General features: G+C 61.6%; 17 protein-coding genes. 1 reads left to right on the forward strand and 16 read right to left on the reverse strand.

Features of this window, described 5'->3' with window-relative positions:
* Window positions 1-193: 193 nt before the first annotated feature.
* The 9 genes from PQQ95_RS30315 to PQQ95_RS30355 form a co-directional block, all read right to left on the reverse strand.
* On the reverse strand, window positions 194-1,594 hold the full coding sequence (locus PQQ95_RS30315) for a DUF1254 domain-containing protein (RefSeq protein ID WP_408444342.1): 1,401 nt from the start codon (window positions 1,592-1,594) through the stop codon (window positions 194-196).
* Between the two features lie 168 nt (window positions 1,595-1,762).
* Window positions 1,763-2,545 (reverse strand): SDR family oxidoreductase, encoded by a 783-nt coding sequence (locus tag PQQ95_RS30320; protein WP_408444345.1) that lies wholly within the window; start codon window positions 2,543-2,545, stop codon window positions 1,763-1,765.
* A 175-nt stretch (window positions 2,546-2,720) separates the two neighbouring features.
* On the reverse strand, window positions 2,721-3,776 hold the full coding sequence (locus PQQ95_RS30325; protein ID WP_408444348.1) for a DUF1254 domain-containing protein: 1,056 nt from the start codon (window positions 3,774-3,776) through the stop codon (window positions 2,721-2,723).
* Window positions 3,777-4,014: 238 nt separating this feature from the next.
* Entirely contained in the window at window positions 4,015-5,568 is a 1,554-nt protein-coding gene (locus PQQ95_RS30330) for an efflux transporter outer membrane subunit (protein WP_408444351.1), read from the reverse strand.
* On the reverse strand, window positions 5,565-8,876 hold the full coding sequence (locus PQQ95_RS30335) for an efflux RND transporter permease subunit (RefSeq protein WP_408444354.1): 3,312 nt from the start codon (window positions 8,874-8,876) through the stop codon (window positions 5,565-5,567). Before PQQ95_RS30335 ends, PQQ95_RS30330 begins: the two co-directional genes overlap by 4 nt.
* A complete protein-coding gene (locus tag PQQ95_RS30340; protein WP_408444356.1) occupies window positions 8,873-12,004 on the reverse strand; it encodes an efflux RND transporter permease subunit in 3,132 nt (1,043 codons plus the stop codon). Before PQQ95_RS30340 ends, PQQ95_RS30335 begins: the two co-directional genes overlap by 4 nt.
* Before the next feature lie 15 nt (window positions 12,005-12,019).
* A complete protein-coding gene (locus PQQ95_RS30345) occupies window positions 12,020-13,288 on the reverse strand; it encodes an efflux RND transporter periplasmic adaptor subunit (RefSeq protein ID WP_408444358.1) in 1,269 nt (422 codons plus the stop codon).
* A 622-nt stretch (window positions 13,289-13,910) separates the two neighbouring features.
* Window positions 13,911-14,468, reverse strand: a complete 558-nt coding sequence (mug, locus tag PQQ95_RS30350) for a G/U mismatch-specific DNA glycosylase (protein WP_408444361.1) — start codon at window positions 14,466-14,468, stop codon at window positions 13,911-13,913.
* Window positions 14,469-14,585: 117 nt separating this feature from the next.
* The gene (locus PQQ95_RS30355; RefSeq protein ID WP_408444364.1) at window positions 14,586-15,437 is read right to left on the reverse strand and encodes an alpha/beta fold hydrolase; all 852 of its coding nucleotides are present in this window, start codon (window positions 15,435-15,437) and stop codon (window positions 14,586-14,588) included.
* Between the two features lie 126 nt (window positions 15,438-15,563).
* On the opposite strand from PQQ95_RS30355, the gene PQQ95_RS30360 reads away from it, so the two are divergent.
* Complete coding sequence (locus PQQ95_RS30360) at window positions 15,564-16,385, forward strand: LysR family transcriptional regulator (RefSeq protein WP_408444450.1); 822 nt, start codon at window positions 15,564-15,566, stop codon at window positions 16,383-16,385.
* A gap of 15 nt (window positions 16,386-16,400) precedes the next feature.
* Here PQQ95_RS30360 and PQQ95_RS30365 read toward each other — a convergent pair whose 3' ends face one another.
* The 7 genes from PQQ95_RS30365 to PQQ95_RS30395 all read right to left on the reverse strand — a co-directional run bounded on the left by PQQ95_RS30365 (window position 16,401) and on the right by PQQ95_RS30395 (window position 26,664).
* Entirely contained in the window at window positions 16,401-17,162 is a 762-nt protein-coding gene (locus PQQ95_RS30365; RefSeq protein ID WP_408444367.1) for a FecR family protein, read from the reverse strand.
* A gap of 10 nt (window positions 17,163-17,172) precedes the next feature.
* Entirely contained in the window at window positions 17,173-20,778 is a 3,606-nt protein-coding gene (locus PQQ95_RS30370; protein ID WP_408444370.1) for a beta strand repeat-containing protein, read from the reverse strand.
* 1 nt (window position 20,779) lies between these two features.
* Window positions 20,780-22,411 carry a ShlB/FhaC/HecB family hemolysin secretion/activation protein gene (locus PQQ95_RS30375; protein WP_408444373.1) on the reverse strand — a complete coding sequence of 544 codons (1,632 nt, stop codon included), beginning with the start codon at window positions 22,409-22,411 and terminating at the stop codon, window positions 20,780-20,782.
* A 330-nt stretch (window positions 22,412-22,741) separates the two neighbouring features.
* Complete coding sequence (locus PQQ95_RS30380) at window positions 22,742-23,107, reverse strand: cupin domain-containing protein (RefSeq protein WP_408444375.1); 366 nt, start codon at window positions 23,105-23,107, stop codon at window positions 22,742-22,744.
* Window positions 23,108-23,232: 125 nt separating this feature from the next.
* A complete protein-coding gene (locus PQQ95_RS30385; protein WP_408444453.1) occupies window positions 23,233-24,309 on the reverse strand; it encodes a polyamine ABC transporter substrate-binding protein in 1,077 nt (358 codons plus the stop codon).
* Window positions 24,310-25,101: 792 nt separating this feature from the next.
* Window positions 25,102-25,404 (reverse strand): DUF4148 domain-containing protein, encoded by a 303-nt coding sequence (locus PQQ95_RS30390; protein WP_408444377.1) that lies wholly within the window; start codon window positions 25,402-25,404, stop codon window positions 25,102-25,104.
* 174 nt (window positions 25,405-25,578) lie between these two features.
* Entirely contained in the window at window positions 25,579-26,664 is a 1,086-nt protein-coding gene (locus PQQ95_RS30395; protein WP_408444379.1) for an aldose epimerase family protein, read from the reverse strand.
* Window positions 26,665-26,671 lie beyond the last annotated feature (7 nt).

Here is a 26,671-nt window from a genome sequence, read left to right on the forward strand (position 1 = left end):
CGCTTACACTGCGGCCCTAAATCGCACTAAAGATCGTAGGCTCTGCCGGCGATGATTGCCAGCTTTTCGTCGGCGTCGCGTCAGAAAGTTGGCATTGCACGCCGGTGGCCGTTTTGTCTGCACTACACTTAGGAACCGATCGGGACAGCGGCGCCGTGTTGCCGCTGTCTTCCCCGTCGCGACTTGGCTGCACTCATTGAGCGCTGGTTTTCACGAGATCCGGCAGAGCCCAGGTTTTGTCGAAGAGAGGCTTCGTGGGGCTGTATAAGCGGAACAGGAGTTCGAAGTTTTCCCCGCTCTTTGTCGGTACCCAGTTCCTCTCGTGGCCGGCCGGCAGTTCCGGTCCAAAGTAGATATCCACCGAACCGTCAGGATTTTTCTCCATGTCCTGCAGTTGCGACGAACGGCTCGCGCGCGGCATGTCCTTGATCAGCGCATGCGTAATGCGGCTGTATGCCGTCACCGACCAATATTGGCGCATCGGCGCATTGGGCGGTACCGTCAATCGATAGTGTTGTCCGCCATCGAGATGATCACCGTCCTTATCCTGCCACGACATCAGATAGAACTGGCCCGCGCCGAGGCGTTTGATGCCGACATAGCCCATCGAATAGACGATCGCGCGTGCATCGACGGGATAGATATTGGGTTCCGTATAGCCCTTCGACGCGTCCTGTACCAGCTCGGATGCGGCGGGAACGGCCCAATGCGTATTGGGGAAATAGGGTGCGTAAGCGCGCTCCGACTGATACTCGATCCATTCGTGCGCATCGCGCGCGCCCTCGTTGAGCAGCGCAACGCGCTTGTCATCGGGTGCGAACGGCTTGCCCTTTTCGATTCCAATCGACTTGAGCTGGTCGATCATGACCTTGTCCCGTTCGAGCCACGGTTCCTTCTGAACGATACGGTCGAGAGACTGGAAATAGCGGATGTCGTAGGGAATGGTCGAATCGAAAAGGACGTCCACGGCATCGACATAGCGGGTCGGTGGCGGCTTTGCCGCATTCGCGAGCGCATACAGCTTGAGCCGTTTGCCGTAGGCGACGGCTTTCGCCACATCTGCATCGCTGTGACTACGCAGGGTGGAGCGGATCAATCCGTAGCCGCTGTACGTCGGCGGGCGCAGCACGATATAGCCGGGTGGAATGTGGCCGTGCCAGTCAGGAGGCAGTATCAGGTACTTGCCGCCCGCACCCTTGTCCGCCCCGGACGGTCCGGCATCCTCGAGCGGCATCTGCCAGAGATCGTCGATGTTGCCGGTGAACGAGCCGTCCGGACCTGCCGGCGGAACCTCCAGCACGATCGGGCCTTGCTTCGTATCGAAGAAAGACATCAGGTAAATCGCATCCGGATTGGGCGTGAGACTCTGGTTGTGCCAGTCCACCGGACGTGACCAGTAGATGATTTCGTTTTCCCCGGCGCCTGCCTTGATGGTGGCCTGCAGCATGAGGTCGGTGTTGACGGCCGGCATGCTCCAGACGACAGCTTGCGCAGCGCGGCTGACCGTGACCTGATCCTGAACCGGTTGTGTTTCGGCGCTGGCCAGCATGACATGGCAGGTCAGTATCAGTGATAAGGAAATCGCCTTTCTCATCTCCGCACTCTCCTTGTTCGCCGGGGCATTGTGGAGCGGCCGGCGTGACTGTAGGGCCGTTGTGCTGCGTCGCCGTTGCGTCAGTCTCTATCCAGGATTCTTGCTTGCCGGGACCACGGCCGCAAACCCGGCTATACCCGAGCTTGCAAACATGTAAGCGCCGTGAACTCACACAGCGCTGACCCCGCCGTCTACCGCAAGGATCTGCCCGGTGATGTGCTTGCCGGCATCGCTTGCGAAGAGCACGGCCGCGCCCTTCAGGTCTTCGTCGTCGCCCAGCCGATTGAGCGGCACACCGGCACACAGATTCTCGACCCCAATGCGTTCGAGCGACCCATGCGTCATTTTCGACGGGAAAAAGCCGGGGGCGAGTGCGTTCACCGTGATGCCGTACTTTCCCCATTCGCCCGCCAGCGTGCGCGTGAAGTTGACGACGGCGCCTTTGGACGTGTTGTAGGCGATCGTTTCCATCGTGCCCGGCGCGTTGCCGGCCAGTCCCGCGATGGAGGCCACGTTGATGACGCGGCCGTGCTGGCGAGGAATCATCGACATCTTGCCGACGTGCTGCGTGAGCAGGAACAGGCCGCGGATATTCAGATTCATCACCCTGTCCCACGCGCCGATCGGATAGTCCTCCGCCGGTGCGCCCCAGGTTGCTCCCGCGTTATTCACAAGGATGTCGACATGGCCGAGTGTGGCGAGCGCGTCGTTGGCAAGGCGCGCAATGTCTTCCTCGGATGCGCCGTCCGCCGCAACCCAGTCAGCCGTGATGCCACGCGAGCGCAGATGCGCCGTCGCTTCCTCGAGTTCACTGGCTTTGCGTGCCGAAAGCATGACGCGGGCTCCCTGTTCGCCTAGCGCCTCGGCGATCTGCAGGCCGAGTCCCCGGGAGCCACCGGTAATGAGGGCGGTCCTGCCCTTGAGGTCGAAGAGTTGCGATACGGTGCGCATGGTGGAAGAGATATAGATCCCGTTCGTCTATCGCGCGCTGGCGGCGCCACGCTGCGCGATGGGTTGTTGGAAAAGACTGCGAGCGGGTCAGCGAGACGGCCCGCCTGCATGGCTGCTCGAAGCGTGAATTTTCCTGTTATCGGTTCTGGGCAATGGGTGCGGCGATCATGCTCGTTTAACGGGAAGCGGCTTCGCCGACTACCTCCGCGTCAGGGAATTTCCAGCCACCGTCCAGTATCTCGGCACGCGGCCGGTACATGCGAACCATGTAGTTCCAGTTCGGTGTAATCGGCAGGCAGTTCGGCACGCGGCCATCGCAGCCGCCGAAGCGGATTGTGATCGCCCCTTGCCCATCTTTTTGAGCCGTCGCGTTGTTGAGCGTATATGCGTTGTAGGGATTCTTCTCGTAGTAGCCTTCGGCGTTGTAGACGCTGATCGACCAGAATCCGTCGACAGGGACGTCCTTTACCTTCAGGGTGTAATAAGTGTTTCCGTCATTCCTGGGCGGAACGACGTTGAGATAGATGGCGTCCCGTGGTGCATTTGCCCCCCACGCCGAAGCGGCGCCGATCAGATATTGAACCGGGTCGACTTGCTCTTTGGTGCCGAAGGCGCGCCGGGTATCGGTGACCGTGCTCGCGAGAACCAGGAGTGCGTCCCGGACCTTCGCTTGGCTTTTCTTGTCCCAGTTTGGAATCTCGAACTTGCCGGGGCCGCCCGGTTGCGAGGCCTTGATTGCATCCTGCAGCGCGTGAACGCGGGCAAGATCGTTGGGGTCGGTTGGATTGACAAAGGTACGAACGCCGGCGAGCACATAACGCGTACCGATTTTCCCCTTGTCGAGCGTATGCGGCCCGGCGCCGTATTCGGTCGTCGTGTACTGATCTTCGCTGATAATCTGGAGCGACATAAACCGCTGGCCCGCATCCGGCAGTGTAATGGTGACCGGTCCCGCGTCGAGATCGAACACTCGCGTCGAATACAGCGTATCTCGATTGCCACGGATAACCGGCTGATGATCAATCGGAATGAGTTCGCGATTATGATGCCAGCCCCCGAATCCACCGCTGGTCACGGAATTTTTGAAGTAGCGGTCGGTTTCGGCACGGACGAAATTGTCGACCGTGACCGGAACAGCCTGCGGCTCTGCCGGTTCGGTCTGTGCGGCGGCCGGTAGAGCGGCGCATGCCGCAGCCGACAGAATTGCAATATGCAGTGGACGTAGCTTCACAGCTTCTCCCATAGTTCTTCGATGCCAGACCAGGACGGTTCGTCAGGAAGACTATAACTGCACGCGGGGTGGCCGCCCCCTCCTTTTGGAGTGGGGCAGATGCTTCCATTTGCATGGCCTTTCCCCGTGATAAGCGGTGCGCCGGCGAAGCCTTCGACGCACGCGACTTTCTGAAATCGCTCAGTCACGAGCATCTGGCATTGAAGATGCCGTGAATGGCGGTCCTGCTTTCAGGCACTCAATGCGACGCTGCCTGCCGGTCCGGATGCTGCGGATCATGCAGTTCATCTGCTGACCAGCCGCCGCCCAGATCGCCGAATAGCGACGCCGCGTCCAGCAAGCGCGTTTCCTGAACATTCAGCGCGGTCTGCTGAGTGCTCAACTGGGTGGCCTGCGCGGTCGCCACGGTCGTGTAGTCCACCGTACCGGCCTGGTACTCGTTGAAAGCGATCTCGGCGCCGCGGGTTGCATCTTGCACCGCCGCATCCAGCACGACCGATTGTTCGGCCAGGATTCGCAACCCGGCCAGGTCGTCTTCAACGTTCTGGAACGCGGTCAACACCGTGCCGCGGTAGTTGGCGACAGCCGCGTCGTAGGCCGCCTTTGCCGCGTCGACGTCGGCGCTGCGCAAGCCGCCGTCGAAAAGCGTTTCGGTGGCGCTGCCGCCCAGCGACCAGACATAGTTGGCCACGTTGAACAGACCGGACAACGGCGACTGCGTGAGACCGGCTAACCCGGAAAGGGAAATTGCCGGGTAATACGCCGACACCGCCACGCCGATTGCCGCGTTTTGCGCAGCCATCCTGCGCTCGGCGGCGGCGATGTCCGGCCGGCGTTCGAGCAGCGTCGACGGCACGCCGACGGGCACACCCGGCAGCGCCGGCATCGTGGTGCTGTGCGTAATCGACAGCGCTTCCGGATTCTTGCCCACCAACACGGCGATCGCGTGCGCATCTTGAGCGCGCGCCACGCCGAGAGCGATCAGATTGGACTGCGCCGTCTCGAGCTGGGTGCGGGCAGAGATCAAGTCGGACGGCGGGATGGTGCCTGCCTGATCCTGGTCGGACACGACGTCCAGAAAGTGCTTGTAGGCCACGACCGTCTTCTGCAGAAGGTCGATGTTGGCGTCGCTGGTACGCAGCTGGATGATCGCCGTGGCCAGCGCCACCTGCTCGGCGAGCGTCGCATTGGCGAGCGTCGCTTCGCTCGATTGCGCCGTCGCGGCGTTTTCTTCGATCGTGCGCCGCACCTGGCCCCACAGGTCGGGCGCCCAGCTGACGTTGCCTTCCAGCGAGGCCGAGTTGACCACTCTGGCAGCATTGCCGACCGCGCTACGCGCCCGGGTGCCCGAACCGGTTGCGCCGATGGTCGGAAACAGGCCGGCCCGCGCCGCGCGCACTTCTGCCAGCGCTTCCTGATAGTTCGCATAGTCCGCGCGCACGGTCTGGTTCGACACCGACACCAGCGGTTCGAGCTGGTCCATCAGCGGATCGTTGAATGCCGTCCACCAGTCGCCCTTCGGTTTGTCGGCCGCGGGCTCGGCTTGCGTCCAGCCCGGCAACTCCGAGTAGGTGGCAGCGACGTTGACTGGCGGCCGGTGGTAGTCCGGGCCGACCATGCAGCCGCTGGCCAGCAGGGCCAGCATCGCGGCGGCCAAAGGACGAAGCGGGCTCAGGCGGTTAAGGTGGCCAAGGCGGCCAACGCGCTCGACGTCGTTAAGCACGCCACTGGGCGGTCCGCCACGTTGCTCACCAGGCGTCCTAAAGCGGTTACGGGAAATCTTCATCGTCATGCCCTCGTATCCGGTTGTCCGGGTTGCTGCGCGTCGCGATTCCATGGCAGGTTGGCGGACCATCTGACCAGCTTGAAACGCAAGCGGTCGAGGTAGAGGTAGATCACCGGCGTCGTGTACAAGGTAAAGACCTGGCTGAGGATCAGGCCGCCCATCACCGTGATACCGAGCGGCTGGCGCAGCGACGCGCCCTGGCCAATGCCGATGGCCAGCGGCACCGCGCCGAGCACGGCCGCGAACGTGGTCATCATGATCGGCCGCAGACGGACCACAGCGGCCGCGTGAATCGCGTCTCTTGCCTGCATGCCTTCGCTGCGCTGCAAATGGATCGCGACGTCGACCATCATGATGCCGTTCTTCTTGACGATACCAATCAGCAGGATGATGCCGATCAGCGCGATCACCGAGAACGGCGTGCCGAAAATCAGCAAGGCGAGCGTCGCGCCAATGCCCGCGGACGGCAGCGTCGACAGGATGGTCAGCGGGTGGATCGAGCTTTCATACAACACGCCGAGCACGATATACACCACGCCGAGCGCCGCCAGGATCAGCAGCGGCACCGTCCCCATCGACTGCGAGTAGGCCGCCGCCGCGCCGGCAAACGAACCGTGGATGCTGGCAGGCATGCCAATCTCGCGGATGGTGTTGTTAATCGCCTCGCCCGCCTTGCTCAACGAACCGCCCGCCGGCAGGTTGAAGGAAATCGTCGCGGCCACGAGGCCGCTCTGGTGGTTCACCTGCGTCGACGTATGGCTGTTCGAGAACGAAGCCAGCGCGGACAGCGGTACCATGGTTTCCGCCGACGTGCTGTCCGCACTGCCGGTCGAACTGCCGCCCTTGCTGTTGGCGATGCTGTTGGTGGTCGCGTTGGCTTGGGCGTTCGAGTTGAGTGCGTTCGTGGCCGCACGGGCTTCGGTCGCCACGGTCACGCCCGACACGGTGGCACCCGGCATCTGCGTGGCCGCCGTGCCGGTGGCGTTGCCGGCCGCCGTGCTCAGGTAGATCTGGTTGAGCGTTTGCGGGTACTGCCAGTAATCCGGCGCGACCTCCATCACCACGAAATACTGGTTGAGCGGGTTGTAGATGGTCGACACCGTCCGTTGGCCGAACGCGTCATACAGCACGCTGTCGATCTGGTTCGGCGCAAAGCCGTAGCGCGCCGCCGTCGAGCGGTTGATTTTGACGTAGGTCTGCAGACCGTTTTGCTGCAAGTCCGAGTTGACGTCGAGCAACTGCGCGTGTTCCTTGCCGAGCGCGGCGACGAGTAGCGGTGTCCACTTGAACAGCGCGGCGGAATCGTCGCTGGTGAGCGTGTACTGATACTCGGCGGCGGATTGCCGTCCGCCGATGCGCAGATCCTGTTGTGCCTGGATAAAGAGCCGCGCGCCTGAGACCGCATTGAGCTTGGGCCGCAGGCGGTTCACGACCTCGGTGGCCGTGGCATGGCGTTGCGTCAGCGGCTTGAGTTCGATGAACACGTTGGCGGTATTGAGCGCGCGGCCGCCCGTAAAGCCCGCTACCGAGGCCACGGCCGGATCCTTCTGCACGATCTCCTGCAATTGCGTGAGCTTCTTTTGCATCGCCGGAAAGGAGATGCTCTGGTCGGCAATGATCTGTCCGATCAGGATGCCCGTGTCCTGCTCGGGAAAGAAGGTGGCCGGCACCAGTTTGAACAGGAACACGTTGGCCACCAGCAGGCCAATCAACAGCAGGATGACCAGCAGCGCATGGTCCAGCACGGCCGTGAGCGAGCGCGCGTAGGCATTCTTGAAGCGATCGAATTGCCTTTCGACCCATGCCGCCCAGCGGGCTTTCGAGTGCCCAGCATTGTCGCGGCTCAGCACGTAGGCGCACATGGCCGGCGTGACCGTCAGCGAAATCACGAGCGAGATCAGGATGGCGATGGACAGCGTGACCGCGAACTCATGGAACAGCAGCCCGACGACGCCCGGCATCAGCATGATCGGGAGAAACACCGCGATCAGTGAGAGGCTCATCGAGATCACCGTGAAGCCCACTTCGCCGCTGCCTTTCAAGGCGGCCTCTTTCGGGCTGAGCCCCAACTCCATGTGACGCACGATGTTTTCCAGCACCACCACTGCATCGTCGACCACGAAGCCGGTGCCGATGGTCAGCGCCATCAGCGAAAGGTTGTCGATGCTGTAGCCGAGCAGGTACATCGGCCCGAAGGTGCCCACGATCGACAGCGGCAGCGCGACGGCCGGCACCAGCGTGGCGCGCGGCGACTGCAGGAAAATGAACACGACGCCTACCACCAGCAGCACGGCGATGAACAGCGTGCGTTCCGTGTCGCCCACCGACGCTCTGACCGACTCCGAGCGGTCGATCGCGATGCCCACGTGAACACTGCTCGGCAGCGTCGCCTCGATTGACGGCAGGACCTTGCGAATCTGCGCGACGGTGCTCACAACATTGCTGCCCGGCATCGGATACACGATCACGAGGATGGCGGACTTGCCGTTGAAGAGCCCGGCATTGCGGATGTTTTCGTTCGAATCCCGGACCTGGGCCACGTCGCGCAACTGGACCGGCGCGCCGTTGCGGTAGGCGACCACCAGGTCGCGGTACGGCGCGGCATGCGTAATCTGGTCGTTGGACGTGACCACGTAGCGCTGGCCGCCCTCGTCGAGATGGCCCTTCGCGCTGTCGGCATTGGCGGCGCTGATCGCCGCGCGCACGTCTTCCAGACCAATGCCGTAGCTGTTCAGCTTGCCCGGTTGCAACTCGACACGCACCGAGGGCAACGCGCCGCCGCCGAGCGTGATCTGGCCCACTCCGTTGACCTGCGAGAGTTGCTGCTGGATCACCGAATCCGCGGAATCGTAGAGCTGTGCCTTGGTGAGCGTGTCCGACGTCAGCGAGAGCACCATGATCGGCGCATCTGCCGGGTTGTACTGGCGATAGCTCGGATTGCTGCGCAGTGTGGTCGGCAAGTCGGCACGCGCTGCCTGGATGGCTGCTTCGACGTCGCGCGCGGCGCCGTTGATGTCGCGCTTCAGGCCGAACTCGATCACGATCATCGACGTGCCGACGGAGCTGACCGAAGTCAGTTCCTCAACGTCGGCAATGGTGGCGAGCCGCCGCTCGAGCGGCTCGGCCACGGTGGTCCCCATGATCTCCGGGCTCGCGCCCGCCATGTTCGCCTGCACTACGATGACCGGAAAGGCAATGTTCGGCAGCGGCGCAACCGGCAGCCGGAAGTAGGCGAGCGCCCCGGAGATCAGGATCGCGACGGCCAGAAGCGTGGTCGCGACAGGCCGCCGGATGAATAACGCCGAGATGTTCACGGCGTTTCCTCCGTACCGCCGGGCGGCGAATCCTCCGGTTTATTGCGGTTGCGCCAGCGTCTCGTACGCTCGGCCATTCTGTCGAAGAACAGATAGATCACCGGCGTGGTGAAGAGCGTCAGCACCTGGCTCAGCGTCAGACCGCCGATGATCGCGAGCCCCAGCGGCCGGCGCAGTTCCGAACCGGTGCCGGTGCCGAGCAGCATCGGCAGTGCGCCGAGCATGGCGGCGAGCGTGGTCATCAGGATCGGGCGGAAACGCAGCAGCGACGCCTGGAAGATCGCCTCGCGCGGCGGCTTGCCGTGATTGCGTTCGGCGTCCAGCGCGAAGTCCACCATCATGATGGCGTTCTTCTTGACGATACCAATGAGCAGCACGATACCGATAATGCCGATCACATCCAGGTCGCTGCCGGCGATCATCAGCGCGAGCAACGCGCCGATCCCCGCTGAAGGCAGGGTGGACAGAATCGTCACCGGATGGATAAAGCTTTCATACAGCACGCCGAGCACGATATATACCGCCACCAGCGCCGCGATCAGCAGATAGACTTCACTCGACAGCGAATCCTCGAAGGCCTGGGCCGCGCCCTGCAGCGACGAGGTGATCGACGGTGGCAGGTTCACCGACTGTTCGGCTTGATGGATAGCCTTGACGGCCGTGCTCAGCGACGCATCTTTCGCGAGGTTGAACGAGATGGTGACCGAGGGGAACTGCGCCAGATGGCTGATCACGAGCGGCGACTTCGTGATCTGGATCTTCGCGATACCCGACAGCGGCACCTGGCCCGTGCTGCTGGTCTGACTCGGCAGATACAGGTTGCCGATCGACTGCACGTTCGGCAATGATTCCGGTTTGGCGACGAGAATCACGCGGTACTGATTCGACTGCTCGAAGATGGTCGAGACGATCCGCTGGCCGAGCGCGTCGTACAGCGCGTTGTCGATGGTCGCGGGCGTAATGCCGAAGCGCGCTGCCAACTGCCGGTTGACTTCGACGTTCACGCTGAGACCGTCGGTATTCATGTCGCTTTGCACGTCAGCGAGTGACGGGATCTGTTTCAGCTTCGCGACCAGTTCCGGCACGTACTTCTGGAACGCCTGCTGGCTCGGTCCGCGCAGCACGAAGCTGTACTGGTTCGGCGAGACCGTTGTGTCGAGCGTCAGATCCTGCTCGGGCTGCATGTAAAGCTTGATGCCCGGGACATTGGCGACTTCCTGTTGCAGACGCCGGGCCACTTCTTGCGCCGTGTCGGAACGCTTGTCGCGGTCGCGAAGATTGATCAGGAAGCGGCCATTGTTCAGCGTCGAGTTCGTGCCGTCGATCCCCACGTAGGAGGTCAGCGAAACGACATCCGGGTCTTTCAGGACCGCATCGGCGAGCGCACTCTGGCGGTTCACCATCGCGGCATACGACACCGAGTTGTCGGCCACGCTGATCCCTTCGATCACGCCGACGTCCTGCACCGGAAAGAGGCCCTTCGGAATCACCACGTACAGGATGCCGGTCAGCACGACTGTGCCGATGGCCACCACGAGCGTCAGCACCTGGTGATCCAGCACCCAGCGCAGTCCGCGCTCATAGGCGCCGAGTGTTTTGTCGAACAGGCCCTCGCTGATGCGCTCAAAGCGGCTCGGATGGCGGTCGGCCTGCGCGCGCAACATGCGCGCGCAGAGCATCGGCACCACGGTCAGCGACACGATGGCGGAGATCACGATGGTGACGGCCAGCGTCACCGCGAATTCGCTGAACAGACGCCCGATCACGCCGCCCATGAAGAGCAGCGGAATCAGCACGGCAATCAGCGAGATGGTCAGCGACAGAATCGTGAAGCCGATCTGGCCCGCGCCTTCCAGCGCGGCTTCGAGCGGTGTCTTGCCTTCCTCCAGATAACGCACGATGTTCTCGATCATCACGATCGAATCGTCGACCACGAAGCCGGTGGCGATGATGAGCGCCATCAGCGAGAGGTTGTCGATCGAGTAGTTCAACTGGTACATCACCGCCAGCGTGCCGATCAGCGACACCGGCACGGAGATGCTCGGAATGAGCGTAGCGGGCACGTTGCGCAGGAATACGAAGATCACTGCGACCACCAGCACGATGGCGAGAATCAGTTCGAACGCCGCGTCGGAAACCGACGAGCGGATCACGCCGGTGGTGTCCGACACCACGGTCACTTTCATGCCGGCCGGCAGCGTGGACTCGAGCTGCGGCAGTTGCTTCATGATCTGGTTGACGGTCGCGATCACGTTCGCGCCCGGTTGCCGCTGCACGTTGAGCACGATGGCCGGTGTGCCGTTGTACCAGGCGCCGCGCTCGACGTCCTGAGCGGCCTGGCTGACCCGCGCGACGTCGCGCATGAACACCGGCGCGCCGTTCTGATAGGCGATCACCGTGTCCAGATAGTCCTTCGGATCGGTGATCTGATCGTTGCCGTTGATCGTGTAGTCGAGTTCCGGGCCGTCGAAATTGCCCTTCGGCTGACTGACGTTGACGTAGCTGAGCAGCGTGCGCAGATCGTCGATGTTCAGGCCGTAGGCGGCCAGCTTGTGCGGGTCCGCTTCGACGCGGATGGCCGGTACATTGCCGCCGCTCGTCGTGACCACGCCCACGCCCGACACTTCGGAAATCTTGGTGCCGAGACGGTTGTTGGCGACGTCTTCAAGCTGGGTCAGCGACATCGATTTCGACGTGACCGCGAGCGTCAGGATCGGCTGGTCGGCGGGATTGACCTTGGCGTACGTCGGCGGCGCGGGCAGGCCGGCGGGCAGGTAGCTGTTGGACGCGTTGATGGCCTGCTGGACGTTCTGCTCGGCGATGTCGAGGTTCAGCGACAGATCGAACTGCAGCGTGATGACCGACGCGCCGTCCGAGCTATACGACGTCATCTGTTGCAAGCCGGGGATCTCGCCCAACTGCACTTCGAGTGGCGCCGTGACCGTGGTGGCCATCACGTCCGGACTCGCGCCCGGATAGAACGTCTGCACCTGGATGGTCGGATAGTCGACGTTGGGCAGCGACGAAACCGGCAGCACGCGCATGGCGACGAGGCCCACCAGCACGAGGGCGATCATCAGCAGCAGCGTGGCTACTGGTCGAAGAATAAACAGGCGGGAAATGTTCATCGGCGCGCGAGCCTGCTACGACGAAGCCGCATTGGCCGACGCCGCCGCGGATGCTGCGGCAGGTTCGGAGGCGGCAGGCTCCGCGGCTGCGCCACTGGCCGGCGCGCTGGCGGCGGCCGTGCCGGAGGCGCCCGCTGCGGGCTTCGGCTTGGCCGCCTGGATTTTGGCGCCGTCGTTCAGACGGTCCGTGCCGTCCGTGACCACCTGGTTGCCTTGGGAGAGGCCGGACAGGATGACCGTGTTTTTGCCATCGCTCGGACCCAGCTTCACCTTGTGCACGGAGACGGTATTGTTCGCATTGACCAGATAGACGAAGTCGCCGGGCGCGCCGGTTTGCACGGCAGGGGTCGGCACCAGCACGGCATTCTGCATCGTATCGACCAGCAACTTGACGTTGACGAACTCGTTGGGGAACAGCGCTTCGTCCTCGTTGGCGAAAGTGGCGCGCAAGGTGACGGTGCCCGTCGACGTGGCCATCTGGTTGCTGACGGCGTAGAGCGCGCCGGTGGCGACCTCGCGTGCGTTGTCGCTGGAATAGGCGGTGACCGGCAAGGTCGCGCCGCCGTTCAGGCGCTGCACGATGGAAGCCAGCGCGTCTTGCGGCACGGTGAACTGCACGGTAGTGGGCTTGATGGTGGTGATGACGACAATCCCCGTCGACGATGACGCCGTCACATAGTTGCCCGGGTCCACGAGGCGCAGGCCGACCTTGCCGGCGACCGGCGCGGTGATGCGGCAATAGGCCAGGTCGAGGTCGAACTGGGCGATGTTGGCGAGATCGGACTGGACCGCGGCCTCGTCCTGCTGCACGAGGAACTTCTGATCCTCAAAGGTCTGCTGGGCGATCGACTTACGCTCGTTCAACTGCGTATAGCGGACAAGATCGGCGCGCGCCTGGGCGAGCGAGGCGCGGTCTTTGGCGAGGGCCGCCTGAGCCTGCTGCTTGCTGATCTGATATTGACGCGGATCGATCTGGGCGAGGAACTGGCCTTTCTGTACTTCCTGACCTTCGTGATAACCGACGGCGGTGAGGTAGCCGCTTAGCTGCGGCAGCACGGTCACGGTGGCGGTCGGCGTGACCGTGCCGAGTTCGCTCAACGTGACGGGCATCGAACCGAGTGTGGCGCTCGCCACGGTGACGACAATGGGCGCGACGTCGCGCGAGGGTTTCTTCTGGGTCAGCAGGTGGACGGCGACCAGTGCGATCAGTGCCAGCACGACAACCGTCAACAGGATGAGCCCGCGTCGGGAGCGCTTGGGTTGCTTGGACACGGCTTCGCTCATAGGTATCTCCGAAAACAGATGCTGCCGTTGATGATCGGACGGGGAGTCATTCTCTGCCGGAATGTAGGGAACATGCCACGGTTCTCGTGCATTGTCACAACCCAACGAACGTTTGGAATGCTGTTATCTAATTGCAAGCAAAGCGGACTGCGCAAAATGCATAACGTCGTGACCGGCACAGGACAGTCTTATAGCCTGGCGGTAGGTCCGTGACGATGAATGCGCATCGTAATCGGCGGTAATGTTTTATCAAGGAGGCCCAGCGGGATAGCGTGCGCGGCGAGTCGCCGGCTCCCGCGAGGGCCTTGCTGATAGACCGTCCGTGGCTCATGTGCGCCTTGATGGAAACGGGTGGACAGCAATTGAGACGAGGCATCGCATCAATGTACCCAAGGCGCGCAAGGCTTGAGTTACCGGCGTGATACATGTTGGCGTCTGAAAGACTCCGGCGAACGTTTTCGGCCCGCAGCGGGCGGTAACGAATCGTTGATCGTGGAGGTCTTCTTTGAACTGCGGGCGTAGCGAGTGGGAATATGCGGTGAAAGCTTATTGAAATTATTTGCGCCGAGATGAGAGCGCAGGTCCACGCATTGAAGCAGGCGACGCGCCGCTCAAGACACGCTCACTGACATGGGATATCGCGAAGGGACGAACCAGCCGGTGCGACTGCAAGACGAAGTTCCCGGTAAGCCGCCACTAGCGCGTCGAGGCCGAATGCCCGGTTCAGGCCGCTGGGATTGGGTAACACCCATGTGCGGGCGCCGCCGAACGTTGTCGGTTGAAGGCCCCAGTGGATGTCGCGCGTACCCGACATGGCGGAAAGTCCCATCTTTCCGAGGAAGGCAACCCATTGCGGCGCATATCGTTCAATCTTTCGCTCGAACTCTGCTGCGGCCGCTTTGAACTCCCATTGTGATAGTTCGTCGGCTCGTGCCGTGGGACGGGAGACCACAGTTGTCAGGCCACAACCGTACTGCAGGAGCGTGCGATCGTCCTCAGGGCAAATCTGCTCGGGCGTGAAACCCGCCAGATGAAGGGTCCGCCAGAATCGATTCCCTCTGCCGGCAAAGTGGCGGCCGGTGGATGCCGCAAGGGCGCCCGGATTGATGCCGCAAAACACCACCGATAGACCCGGCTCAAGGATGTCAGGAAGACATTGAAGTGGATCGGAATCAGTCACGGATGGTGTAAGCCTTTATTGGGTGGGAGCACCCACAAGCGCGACAGTTTGAGCCGCCCTGTCACCGCAGACAAGCGGCAACAGGGTCGATTTCAGGTCAAACGTGTCCTGTTCCTGCTAGAAGCTTGCGAAGGCATGCACGAGCCGGTTAAAAGCACCGGCATTCGACACATTCATCCCGTGCGACGCCCCGGCGATGGTTTGTCTGTCCGCGTAGTCGATCCATTCCGCGAGCTTTTCAACGTTGTTGCGGAACATCTTGGGGCTGCGCTGGCCGTCGATCAGCAACGTCCTGCATTTCACACCGCGCGCCGTTTCACGGGAATAGGCCGGCAACGGATCGCGGAGCTGCTTGGGCAGCGTGCCCGCGTTGTCGATCGCCATGGTGCGGAACGCAATCGGACTCTTGCGCCATGATCCGGGCACGCTGACCGAGTCGACGAACAGCTCCAGTCCCGCGTCGATCTGCTGGCTCTCGATGAGTTCAGCGACGCGCGTGCGCAGCACATTGGTCGCGGCCGGCAGTGACGCGTCCGGCATCCCCTCGATCTGCAGCGGACCGCCCGGGTCGGCGAGCATCAATGTCTTCACGAGTCGCGGATAGTCGCGCGCGACATGAAACGCCACGCAGCCGCCACGCGAATGTCCGACCAGATGCACGGGCCCAAGGTCGATCGCCTCGATGAACTCGGCCAGCTCGGCGACGTGCGTCTGCCAGCCGAATTCCCCCTGGATGCAAGCCTCGCTTGCCGGCCAGTAGTGGCTCAGGCTCACCGAGATGCAGCGGAAATGCTGCGATAGCGCCGCGGTCTGCGCATTCCAGTAGCGATAGTCGCAAAGCGATCCATGCACGAATATCAGTGGTTCGCCCTCTCCGCACTCGACATACGGCACAGAGATGCCCGATGCGATGGTCGCAAAGGACAGTTCCGGCACGGCAAGCACTGAGAGGTCGGTACGGGCGTTCATTGAGTGGCTCCTTGACGATCACTATGCCCGATGTCGCTAATTTAGAAAATCGCGTAATATTGATCGAATCTATCTAGTTTTCTGATATCAACCCAATTGAAAGCGCTCGACCTGGACGTCATGACGATGATCGTCGCCGTCGCCGACACCGGCAACATCAGCCGGGCGGCGGAAGTCGTGCATCGTTCGCAATCGGCGGTGAGCATGCAGATCAAGACGCTGGAGACGGCGCTGGGCAAGCCGCTGTTCGTCCGCAAACCGAGAAATGTGGTTCCGACGCAGGACGGCGAAGTCCTGCTGACCTACGCTCGCCGCATGCTGGCATTGCGTGAGGAGGCATGGGCCGCCGTTGTCAGGCCGGACGTGACCGGGCGGGTGAGCATTGGCGTGCCGGACGACTATGCGTCGTCGCTGCTGCCGCCCATCCTCAAGAAGTTTTCCGTCACTTATCCGAAGGTGGAAATTCAGGTCGTCGGTTTGCCGAGCGTCGCCCTGGCGCCGATGGTGAAAGATGGCTCCGTCGACCTTGTGTGCGCGACGCGAGTCAAGGGCTTGTCCGGCGAGTTCATCCGGCTCGAGCCGATGGAATGGGCGGCGGCGCCGAGCGCCGATGAAATATGGCACGAACGGCCGCTGCCGATCGCCGTGTTCCTGCCGGGCAGTGTCGCGCGGGAGAATGCGATTAGCAGCCTCGAGCGCGCGAAGATTCCCTACCGGACCTCGTATGAAAGTCCAAGTCTGCTCGGTTTGCTCTCGATGGCCGAAGCCGGGCTGGCCATTGTCCCGCTCGCGCGATGCGCGGTTCCGGCGCACTTCACGCTCCTCGGGCGTGCGCATGGATTGCCCGAGATTCCCGCACTCGAAATGGTGCTCGCGCGAAGCACGGCCTCGAAGCGGCCACCTTGCGACTTTCTGGCGGAGAAAATCCTTTCCGAGTTGAGACGCTAGCTGCGGCTTGCGGATTTACCGCACCACGCAATCCACGGTAGTGCTCTTCGCTGTGGTGGCCGCCGGCGCATTCTGACTGATCGATTGCGGCATCGTCACCGGCACGCCCTGGGTGGGCGGTATGACGACCGGCGGGGTATTCAGATTGGCGACAAAGCCGAACTGGCCGGTCTGATATACCTGCTGGCCGGCCGGATTGCTGAGCACGATGGCGCCTTGCGATACGTCGACATACAGCCCGTTCTGCGGCATGTTCCCGTTTGGTGTCGGCACGCTGCCGCAATCGCTCTGACAGAACAGCGCGCCGAAGTTGGTGCCGCGTACGCCGATGATGCCCGTCGGCGTCTCGAAGCTGACGGCATCATGGTTACGCTTTCCGATCAGGCCGGTTACCGAGCGCAGCCCACCGTTGACCAGCCAGATGGCAACATGGTCCTTCTCCGGGTGATCCACGTCGTACACGTAGTTTTTGACCACGACCTGCGAAGATGGCCGCACGACCATCTCGCCGTTATCGACAAATTTCACCCGGGTGTAGGTGTTTGCTTCAGTGACCAACGTGTCGCCTTGCACTATCGACGACCTGACCGCCAGCAGCGCAGTGCTGCCGTCGGCGTGTTTCACCGTCAGCACGCCGGACAAGTGCGTCACCGTGCCCACAGCTTGCGCGTATGCGCTGCTGCCGCATCCCAGCACGGCTAGCAGAAACAGGAATTGCCGCGTGAGCTGGAGCATCGTGCGGGTATGCCACTGGGCTGTGTTGATGACGGGTTCCATTGTCGAGATATCAGTTGCAATACAGTTTGGTCGTGGCGGTTTTGCTGGGGCTTGGGCTGGAGCTTGCGGTCGTATCGGTACCACCGAATGTGTCCGGCTCACCTCCAACCGTCATAGGTTCCGCAGACAATGCGCTACCGGTGGCCGTTGACAGTGTTGGAGGCGTGACAGTCGTGGTGCTGGCAGATACCGACGTGACCGCCTGAACGACGGCGTTCGATGTTGGCGTCACTGCTTGCGCAACCACAGAGGCTGTTGTTTGTGAAGAATCGGGCGTTGCCGGAGTCGTGGGAGTCGTGGGCGTCACTGGCGTCACAACCGGCGGCACGACAACTGGCGGCACCACAACCGCCACGGGCACGACCGTGCCGTGGGCGTCGGAAATGCTGACGCCGGCCGCATACGTCACGAGACCATTGGCGGCTGTGAATGTGACCAATCCCGGTGCCGATGTCGCGACGTTCGCATTGACCGATATGTCGTTGCCGGCGAATGAATTGATGTTTCCTCCGGCGGACGCAAGCACACCGTTGAGCGTGAGATTGTCGGTCGAAGCGCCGGTGTTGGCGACCGACAGAGCGATGTCGCCTGTCGCATTGACACCGGCCGCGCCGACGGTCATCGCGCCAGTGTTGTTTACGCTGACATTGCCTCCAGCGTTGTTGATGCGGCTGACGTTCACCGCGCCGGTATCGCTAGTGTCGAGATGATTGACGACCACGATGTCGCCGATTGTGGTGTTGCTGGCGGAAATCCCGGCGATCTGATTGTCCGCAAAAGTCAGGGTCGTGCCATTGGCTGACGACGTGCTCAACTGTTGCGTGACATGCAGCGGCGAGAACTGCTGGGATATCGCCCCGCTTGCCGCGGTCAGCGTCAGGTTGCGCGCGGTGATGTCACCCACTGTCAGGTCGCCGGCGCTTTGCGTCATGGACATATCGCCGTTGGTCGAGATCGAGCCGCCGTTTTGCGAAAAGCTGTCGCTGATATTGAGCTGTGAACCGCTGCCGCTGCCGACGATGCTTCCCCCGTCCGTCAATGACAGCGACGTCAGGTTGACGACGCCTATATAACCCAGAACGCCACCGCCCACAGCGACGCTGCCAGTGCCGTTAATGTTGGTCACATTAAGCGTGCCGCCCGACAGGTACAGATTGGAGCCGGTGTTGAACGTGATGCTGTTGACCGTATCGACACCGTCATAGTAGCCATGCGACAAGCGTCCGCCCGCAGCCACGACGACGTTGTCGATGGCGGTCGGGAAGTAGCCGGTAGACCAGAAATAGGCGTTGCCCCACAGACTCTCGGCAGTGCCCGTATAAGTGATGGTTTCCGATCCCGCCATGGCAAACGGCAAGCCCTGTCCCGAGGTGTTGTAAACCGGCTTGATCATCTGCAGCGCGCCGCCGCTGTCGATCACGTTGCCGAGGACATGACGGAATACACCGGGCGCAGTACTACTGTCGGGGCCTGAAAGTGCGCTGAAGGTTGTCCCCAGCGTCGGGACATAACTACCCAGTAAATTTGTTTGCAACGTCCCGCCCAGCGAAAGGGACGGCGCTGAATAGATCAGCGTGTCGTAGCTGTTGGCTGCGCCGATGTCGATCAGCAGCGTGCCGGTGGAACTCTGACTGTAGCCGCCGTTGATCGACAGCGAACCTATCACGCCGTCGCCGCCCGGGGAGATCGTGCCGTTGTTGAGCAGGACGCCGGTGCCGGACGCTACCGAAATCATGCCGGTACCGGACAGGTATCCCCCCGTGTCGTTGGTGAACGTGCCGAAATTCAGCGTGGCGTTGCTCAGCGCGAGGTTGCCGGTATTGGTGAACACTTCGCCGTTAAGGGAACTGGCCGATGTCATCGCCAGGGTGCCCTGATTGTTGACATTGCTAACCGTTCCCGTCGCGTTGGTAAACGTGGCCGTTCCGGTATTGAGGAACGAACCGGCGCTCAGGGTGGCATTGGTTAGCGACAACGTACCGCCGTTGGTCAATGTGTCGCCGACATTCAGGTTGGCGGAAGCGTTGGCGTTTAGCGTGCCGCCCGCAAGGAGCGTCAGGTTGCCGGCGGACAGGGCGCCGCCGTGACTGAAGTCGATCGAGCCGCCGCTCGCCAACACCAGATTGCCGTTGCCGGACGCGCCGGCGCCGTCGCTGACACTCAGCGCTCCTCCGTTGAGGCCGAGGGTGGCGTTGCTGACGGTCACTGTATGGGTGCCGCTTTCGATGCCATTGACGTTGGTGTTGAGGTTCAGCCCGAGCGTGCCCGAGGTGCTGGTGACATCAGCGTTGATATTGATGTTGCCATCGGCATTCAGAGTCAGCGATGCCGCTGAGCCGCTGGTCTTGTTGATGGCCGCGCTAACGGTGATGTCGCCGCCGGTGGTTCCGCCATCGGCGCCGGTGGCGAGAACGACATTGGCGCCGCTGTTGAGCACGCCCGTCACCGTGCTGGCACTGATCGCGGAACCCGAACCCGTGGAGGTGATCACGTTACTCGAATTGGTTACATTGACGGGGCTCCCCGCGACCACTTCGAGTGAATACGGATCGATGTACCACTCGCCGCCCGGGCCGACTGCCGGCAGCTTCACCACGTCTAGCGACTGTTTGCCCGATGTCTCGACATAGCCGCCGGATCCCGCATGGCCGGTCGCCGAGATAGTGCCATCGAGATACGCAACCTTGTCCGAAACCAGCGCGACGTTGCCGCCTTGGGCCGCACCGTCGGCCGTAATGGTCGAGCTTGCCGTGGTGGTCAGGTTTTGCGAAGCGCGCAGGAAAATCCGGCCGCCTTGATTCACCACGCTGCTGGCGTTGATGGCGCCGCTGTTGTTGATCAGGCCTGCAGCAACGCCGATGCTGCCCGCTTCCGCTGCGATATTGCCGAGGTTGGTCACGTTGCCGCTGGTGCCGGTTACGTTGACCGTCACACCCGGTGTGCCGGTGTCGACGAGCTGCACGGTTTGTCCGGCAGCGAGCAACACCTCGCCGTTCGGGCTGTTGATTACGCCGCTGTTCTTCACGTCGGCGCCGATCAGGTAGACGCTGCCGCCGCTGGCCGTCTTGATGACGCCTTGATTCTCGACATGGCCCGCGACGTCGCCGGTGCTGAACGTCAGCCGGCCCGCCAGAAAATTGCTGTCGCTGATGTTGAGCGTGCTGGCGATGAACCGCGACACGTCGACTACGCCGGTCGGTCCGACCAGAATGCCGTTCTGATTGATCAGCGCGACCGCGCCGTTGGACTTGAGCAGGCCGTAGATCTGCGAAGGATTCGAACCCGTCACTCTCGCGAGGAAAGACGATGCCGTCCCCGGCTGGTTGATGTTCACGACCGCGTTCGCACCGATGCTGAACGTGCCGAAGCTCGCAATCGCCGAACCGCTGCGTTGATTGATGTTGAGCGTATTGCCGTTTTGCGTGATCGTGGCGGCACCGTAGGTCACCGTGCCGCCGGTCGGCAGTGTATTGGCCGCGGGCGCTGCCGCCATGGACGGGATATTCCACGTCACGAAAATGGCCGCGAGCGCCAGCGCCGTCATCGACGGTGTTCGCGATTCGATACCCGATGAGGCGTCGGCTGCCGGCATATTCAATTGATTTCGACTTGTCATATCAAAAGCCCAGGCTTGCGCTGACATCGGCGTGGAAGTCGCCGCGCTTCTCGGTGAGTGAATTGCCGGCCGCGCCGACTCGCGCGACGTCCAGCCTGATGCTGACGTTACGGCCGAACACGTAACGTGCGCCGACCCCCATGCTCGATACGTTCAGATTCGCCGGAATGCCGCTGTTGCCGACATTGCTGTTGTGGCCATACCCGAAGTCGAAGAAAGCCAGCAGGCGCAGGTTGCCCTTGCTGACGAGTTGAGGCGTGTAGATCTCGGCATTGACGAACACGCCGCTATCGGCAACCACGGCGCGCTCGGTGAACCCGCGCACGGCGTATAGGCCAACCAGGCCGAACTGTTCCGACGACACCAACGGGTTCCTCGTGACTTGCGCGGTGCTGGCGAGGCGCCATTGCCAGTCGTTGGCGAAGCTTCGGATGATCGACGCATCGCCGTGCAGGATCGTGAAGCCGTCGACGGTATCGCGGCTGCCGGGCGTCAGGTACGAATATCGATCGGTGCGGCCGTCGGTGCTGGTGTATTGCGTGCCGGTCGCGATGTTGCGCGAGAGGCCGATGTCGTAATCGATGCTTTGTCCGACGCCAACGGTCTGGCTGCTATACGTCAGGCTCAGCGGCATCGTGGTGTAGGGCACGCAGGACGCGACTGGCGGCGTCGGTCCCGCGGTGCTGAACGCGACGCCGTTGACGTTGCAGGTCGAATCGATTTTCTTGTAGTCGAAGCCGAATATCAGCTTGCTGGTGGTCTCGCCACGGCGGGCGAAGAAGTGATTCCAGCGGAAACCGTAGATGTCGCCCTTGCCGGTGAAGCCGAGCAGGCCGCCGAGCGTCGGCGACGCGCTGGGCGTGTTGATGTCGGATTTGCCGTAGAGGAATTCAAGGCTGTCGCCGAGGCTGTACAGCGGTATCCGATATCCGACGGAGTAGATGTTGACCCTCACGCCGCTGGGGCTGTCGGGGGATGTCGTGTACGCCAGCGTGCCGACCTGATCGAGGCCGAACAGATTGGCGTCCTGAATGGCGACGCCCGTGCGCCAGCGCCCGGTGGAGGATGCGCCGGTGTTGTCGACCGTCGCGAAGATGTGCAGCGGATTGTCGTCGACCACTTTGACTTCGGCGTCGACCGTGCCGGGTTCGTTGCCGCTCTCCAGCGTGACGCCGACCTGCTTGGCCGGGTTGTCGTTGCTCAGTTGCACTGCCTCGGAGATTTTGCGCAGGTTCGGCGACTGGCCGCGCTGAAGTGGCGGCAGCCCGGCGAGGACATTCTTTTCGCTGAAGTGCTGGTTGCCGGTGACGGTGATGTTGTCGATCCGGTTTTCGGTTACCTGGATCCTGACGACGCCGCTGGTCAGCTCCTGCTCGGGCACGTTGACTTGCACAGCGGTGTAGCCCGCTTTGCGGTAGGCATTTTCCAGCGCTTCGAGCGCGTGCTGGATGTCGCCGTAGACGCGATGCGGGCCGCTCATGGGTTGTAGCAGGCGTTGGACTTCGCCGGAAGGCAGCAGGCTGTTGCCTTCCACTTCGAAGCGCGTGATCGTGAAGCCATCGTCGGCGAATGCGTTTGCGGTTGCAGCTATCAATGCCATTCCCGACAGGCATTGCATCAGACGTCGCTTCATTACTTTTTATGTCCGTCTTTTTTCCCGGACGATAAGCGGAGGCCAGTGGTTTCATGGCGACCGTCGTCTCGAGTTGTTGTAGGGGTCTCCCTTTTTTTCCGGTGCGCTTGCTACGTACTGACTTTGCTGCGCGTTGCTGCCGCGCGCGTAACGCCCGTTCATCCTTGTTATCGGCAATATGAAGCGGGACTTGATGGTGAGGGGTTAAAAAAGCCTACGTCTGATTCGGAGCGTGTCGGCGGACATCTGTCCACGCATACGGGGGCGCGGTTGATGGCCCGTAACGGCATCACCGCAGCCGGAAATACACAGCAGCACCACCGCCGCAACCTACCCCTTAAACTCCACCGAAACAAAAATCTTCTTACACGGCTCAATCACTTCCCACGTCCCTTTAAACCCGGCAGGAATCAAAAACCGGTCCCCAGCCCGCACAGTCTTACTTGTCCCATCCGCATCACGAATCACGGACACGCCCTCAAGAATTTCGCAATACTCACTCTCGGTGAAATTCACCGTCCAGTGTCCGCAAGCGCCCTCCCAAACACCAGCTGCAAGCTGCCCGCACGGGCTGGCAAAATGTGTGTGAACCACTTGCGAGGGATTACCGGCAAGCACCGCTTCCGCCTTCGGCATGTACTCGACGCTTTCTTTAGCAGGCTGCGCGAAATCTACGATATTCAAAATGCTCGTCATGGCTTGAATGCAAACAGAGTTAAAAATCAAAGCTTCAAAAAAGGGCGTAGCGCACACACCCACTGCATGCGCCACGCTCGAAAGGAGATACCTGCCATCAGCAAACTACACCCGCTAAAACGAAATCAACTTCCCGATTTCAACTGTGCCCACAACCTGTTCTCGAGCCGCATGATCGGCGCCGGCTGCGGCCGCATCAACGTCATCTTGTTCAGCACGGCCTCAGGCGGATACACATTCGGATCCTGCTCAATCGCCGGTTCCACAAACTGCCTCGCTGCCCGATTCGCAGTCGGATAGAACACCTCGTTCGTAATCGCCGCGCTTACCTTCGGATCTTCGATGTAGTTCATCCACTTCATCGCCGCTTCCGGATGCGGGGCATCTTTCGGGATCACCATCACGTCCATCCAGATCAGGCCCGCGTCCTTGATGTTCGAGAACCGCACCTCATATGAACGCTTCGCTTCCGAAGCGCGTCGTCGTGCAATTCCCACGTCGCCCGAATAGCCCAACGCCACACAGATATCGTTGTTCGCCAGATCGTTGATGTAGCCGGACGAATTGAACTGCGTGATATACGGCCGCACTTTCTTCAGCATTTCATATGCAGCCTGGTAGTCGCCGGGATTGGTGCTGTTCGGGTCCTTGTGCATGTACTGAAGCGCGGCCGGGAAAACATCCGCAGCCGCGTCGAGGAAAGACACGCCGCAGCTTTTCAACTTCGAAAGATTGGCCGGATCGAACACCAGTGACCAGCTATCGACAGGCGCATCCGCGCCCAGCGCTTTCTTCACAGCCTGAACGTTATAGCCGACACCATCCGTGCCCCACGCCCACGGCACGCCATATTGATTGCCGGGGTCCGCATCGGCAATCAGCTTCATCAAACCCGGATCGAGGTTCGCAAGATTCGGCATCTTCGATTTGTCGATCTTCTGATACACGCCAGCTTCGATCTGACGGGCCATATAACTCGATGTGGGCACGACGATGTCATATCCGGAACTGCCTGCCAGCAGTTTCGCCTGCAGTGTGTCGTCGCTATCGTAACTATCGTATTTCACCGTGATGCCGGAGTGCTTTTCGAAGCCGGCAATCGTGTCCTTGGCGATGTAGTCCGACCAGTTGTAGACGTTGATTGTCGTGTCCGCTGCGCGTGCAGCGTTCATGAACGATAAAGCAGTCAACGAGCACAGCATCGTGCCGCTGAGCGAGAGAAGCTTGGCATGACGAATCTTCATTCGACTATCTCCTTGGATTCGATCTTCAGTTGTCGCCGCAGCGCAGGCGTCGATGCACGAGCGTGACGACCCGCACGTCCATAGGTCTCGCACGAATGCGGACGCAAAGGGACGTGGCGCCGCCTGCCGCGGCGCAAGCGCACAGCAGAGCTAAAAGGAACGTGGATAGGCGAGCGCTATAAGCCGGCCAACGCTAGCAAGACAACTTGCAAGGCGCGGACGGACAATTGCATTGCAGACGTTCGACCGCTAAATAAAGCGGCCTGATCGCATGCAACACTTGCTCGCGAAAAGAGAGGGGGGCTAAGGCAGAAGCGACGCGATTTCGTCAGTTCGCACGCCAATGGCGGCGGGGGCTGCAATGACGTTGTGTCGACGGACGGAGCGCCGCGACAACACGGTATCGATGGAGAGGGAGCGGGATGGCGAAGCGCAGTTGCTCCCCTGATGAGCGATTGAACAGCCGGACAGGAACGTTCTTTCCCGACCAGGCTGATATCTCACCAATGGACCACGGACTTTCACGATGGAACCCGAAGCGACGTTGAATAGAAGTTCTCGCTGAGGCGGATCGACCGCGCTGCGAAAACCACCAAACTGCCGCCCTAGGATATATGAGACATTATTTTCGTCAAAGGATTTTCTGACAACACGCTGTCATGGATGCAGCGTTGAACGTGCTCATGCGAGCGCATGCATCAATACGCATGGCTCGCAGCGAACTACGCAACGGCCGACAACGTTGGCGTTTTACTGTGCGTCCATTGGTGCGGGCTGAGCCGCGGGGGCGGGCATGCCGGTTTGCGATGAACCGTTTGCCGAAGAACCATAACCTGTGGCGTCGTGCTGTGAGGCTACGCGTGCTTCGGCTGCCTGAATGTCCGCCGGGTAGGTGGAGTCGGTTGCAACGGCGGGGTTGTAGCCGGCCTGTTCAATCTGGATCAGTTGCGTCCTGACCTCCGCACGGGTCAGCGGTTGCTCGGACTGTGCGAACGAAGCGACCGGAGCTGCGAGAACAACGACCAGTGCGACTGCCTTGATCAGCGATTTCATGATGCTTCCCTCCGAGAATTGTTTTATCCGGCACCGCAACATGGGTTGGGTGGCCGATAGAGGGATTCTAGGAAGCGGGCGATCCAGGGCAAACCCCTAAACCCGTAATTCAGTCTTGCAACAAACGATAAGTCGGCGTTATGTAATGCTCTTCGTAAGATATGAAGAATTACTTCAGACTCCAGAACGTACGCCTACGTGGTAGCCCGTCACCTGCCGGTAGGGGCGTCCAGGCCGCACGATGACCTGCTCCTGCTCAGCCATATTGACTTCGTTCGGAAAGCCGCCTGCTTCGAGACACAGGCCGGCGTACGGCTGGTAGGCGATGCCGTCGCGTCCCTTGTCGCCCTTCAGGAAATTACCGGTATAGAACTGTAAGCCGCGCTGATCGGTCGAGACGGTGAGTTCGCGTCCGCTGCCGGGGTCATAGGCGCATGCAACCTCGCGTATCTGCGGATCGCGTCCTGCGCTCGAGGTATCGGGTGCGTTCCGCAGCACATAGCAGTGATCGAAGCCACCGGCCCTCGCAAGCTGCGCATGCGGCCAATCGAGCCGTGCGCCGATCGGCGCGCTTTGCCTGAAGTCGAACGCATTGCCTGCCACTTCGGCAAGCTTGCACGGAATCATCGCTGCATCGACTTCGAAGAACCGGTCGGCGTCGATGGACAGCACGTGGCCGCGAATGTCGCTATCCCGCCGCCCCGTCAGGTTGAAATACGGATGGCTCGTCAGGTTGAGCGGCGTCGCGGCGTCCGTGATGGCTTCATAGGCGATCGTCAAAGTGCCGTCGTCGTCGAGCGTGTAACGCACTTGCACGGTGACGTTGCCCGGAAAACCGGCGTCGCCTTCGGGCGACTCCAGGCGCATAACCAGCGCGCCATTGTCTTCACTCACGTCCCACAGTGTGCGATGAAACCCCTGGGTGCCGCCATGTAGCAGATTCGCGCCTTCGTTGCGATCGAGTGCGTACTCGATGCCGTCGAGCGTGAAGCGCGCATCGGCAATCCGGTTCGCCCAGCGGCCGATCAATCCGCCCATGTAAGTGGTGGCCGCAACGTAGTCGGCGGGCGTGTCGTGGCCGAGCAGAATGTCGCCGAGACGGCCCGCACGATCCGGTGCATGCCACGAGACCAGCGTGGCGCCCAGGTCGCTAATGGCGACTTTCATGCCGTGCGAATTGCGCAGCGTGAAGAGCCGCACAGGATCGCCGCCAAGCAGTGTGCCCCATGGCTCAGAAGAAAGTGGTGCGATGCTGATCATGTCGTGG

The organism is Paraburkholderia caffeinilytica (assembly GCF_046030355.1).
In the GTDB taxonomy this organism is placed as follows: domain Bacteria; phylum Pseudomonadota; class Gammaproteobacteria; order Burkholderiales; family Burkholderiaceae; genus Paraburkholderia; species Paraburkholderia caffeinilytica_B.

Excerpts from the sequence above, each read along its gene's own strand:
- PQQ95_RS30360 (WP_408444450.1), top strand. The coding sequence starts at position 15,564 with ATGATCGTCGCCGTCGCCGACACCGGCAACATCAGCCGGGCGGCGGAA.
- PQQ95_RS30315 (WP_408444342.1), bottom strand. The coding sequence starts at position 1,594 with ATGAGAAAGGCGATTTCCTTATCACTGATACTGACCTGCCATGTCATG.
- PQQ95_RS30330 (WP_408444351.1), bottom strand. The coding sequence starts at position 5,568 with ATGACGATGAAGATTTCCCGTAACCGCTTTAGGACGCCTGGTGAGCAA.
- PQQ95_RS30385 (WP_408444453.1), bottom strand. The coding sequence starts at position 24,309 with ATGCTGTGCTCGTTGACTGCTTTATCGTTCATGAACGCTGCACGCGCA.
- PQQ95_RS30365 (WP_408444367.1), bottom strand. The coding sequence starts at position 17,162 with ATGGAACCCGTCATCAACACAGCCCAGTGGCATACCCGCACGATGCTC.
- PQQ95_RS30395 (WP_408444379.1), bottom strand. The coding sequence starts at position 26,664 with ATGATCAGCATCGCACCACTTTCTTCTGAGCCATGGGGCACACTGCTT.
- PQQ95_RS30320 (WP_408444345.1), bottom strand. The coding sequence starts at position 2,545 with ATGCGCACCGTATCGCAACTCTTCGACCTCAAGGGCAGGACCGCCCTC.
- PQQ95_RS30340 (WP_408444356.1), bottom strand. The coding sequence starts at position 12,004 with ATGAACATTTCCCGCCTGTTTATTCTTCGACCAGTAGCCACGCTGCTG.
- PQQ95_RS30390 (WP_408444377.1), bottom strand. The coding sequence starts at position 25,404 with ATGAAATCGCTGATCAAGGCAGTCGCACTGGTCGTTGTTCTCGCAGCT.
- PQQ95_RS30345 (WP_408444358.1), bottom strand. The coding sequence starts at position 13,288 with ATGAGCGAAGCCGTGTCCAAGCAACCCAAGCGCTCCCGACGCGGGCTC.
- PQQ95_RS30380 (WP_408444375.1), bottom strand. The coding sequence starts at position 23,107 with ATGACGAGCATTTTGAATATCGTAGATTTCGCGCAGCCTGCTAAAGAA.
- PQQ95_RS30370 (WP_408444370.1), bottom strand. The coding sequence starts at position 20,778 with ATGACAAGTCGAAATCAATTGAATATGCCGGCAGCCGACGCCTCATCG.
- PQQ95_RS30355 (WP_408444364.1), bottom strand. The coding sequence starts at position 15,437 with ATGAACGCCCGTACCGACCTCTCAGTGCTTGCCGTGCCGGAACTGTCC.
- PQQ95_RS30375 (WP_408444373.1), bottom strand. The coding sequence starts at position 22,411 with ATGAAGCGACGTCTGATGCAATGCCTGTCGGGAATGGCATTGATAGCT.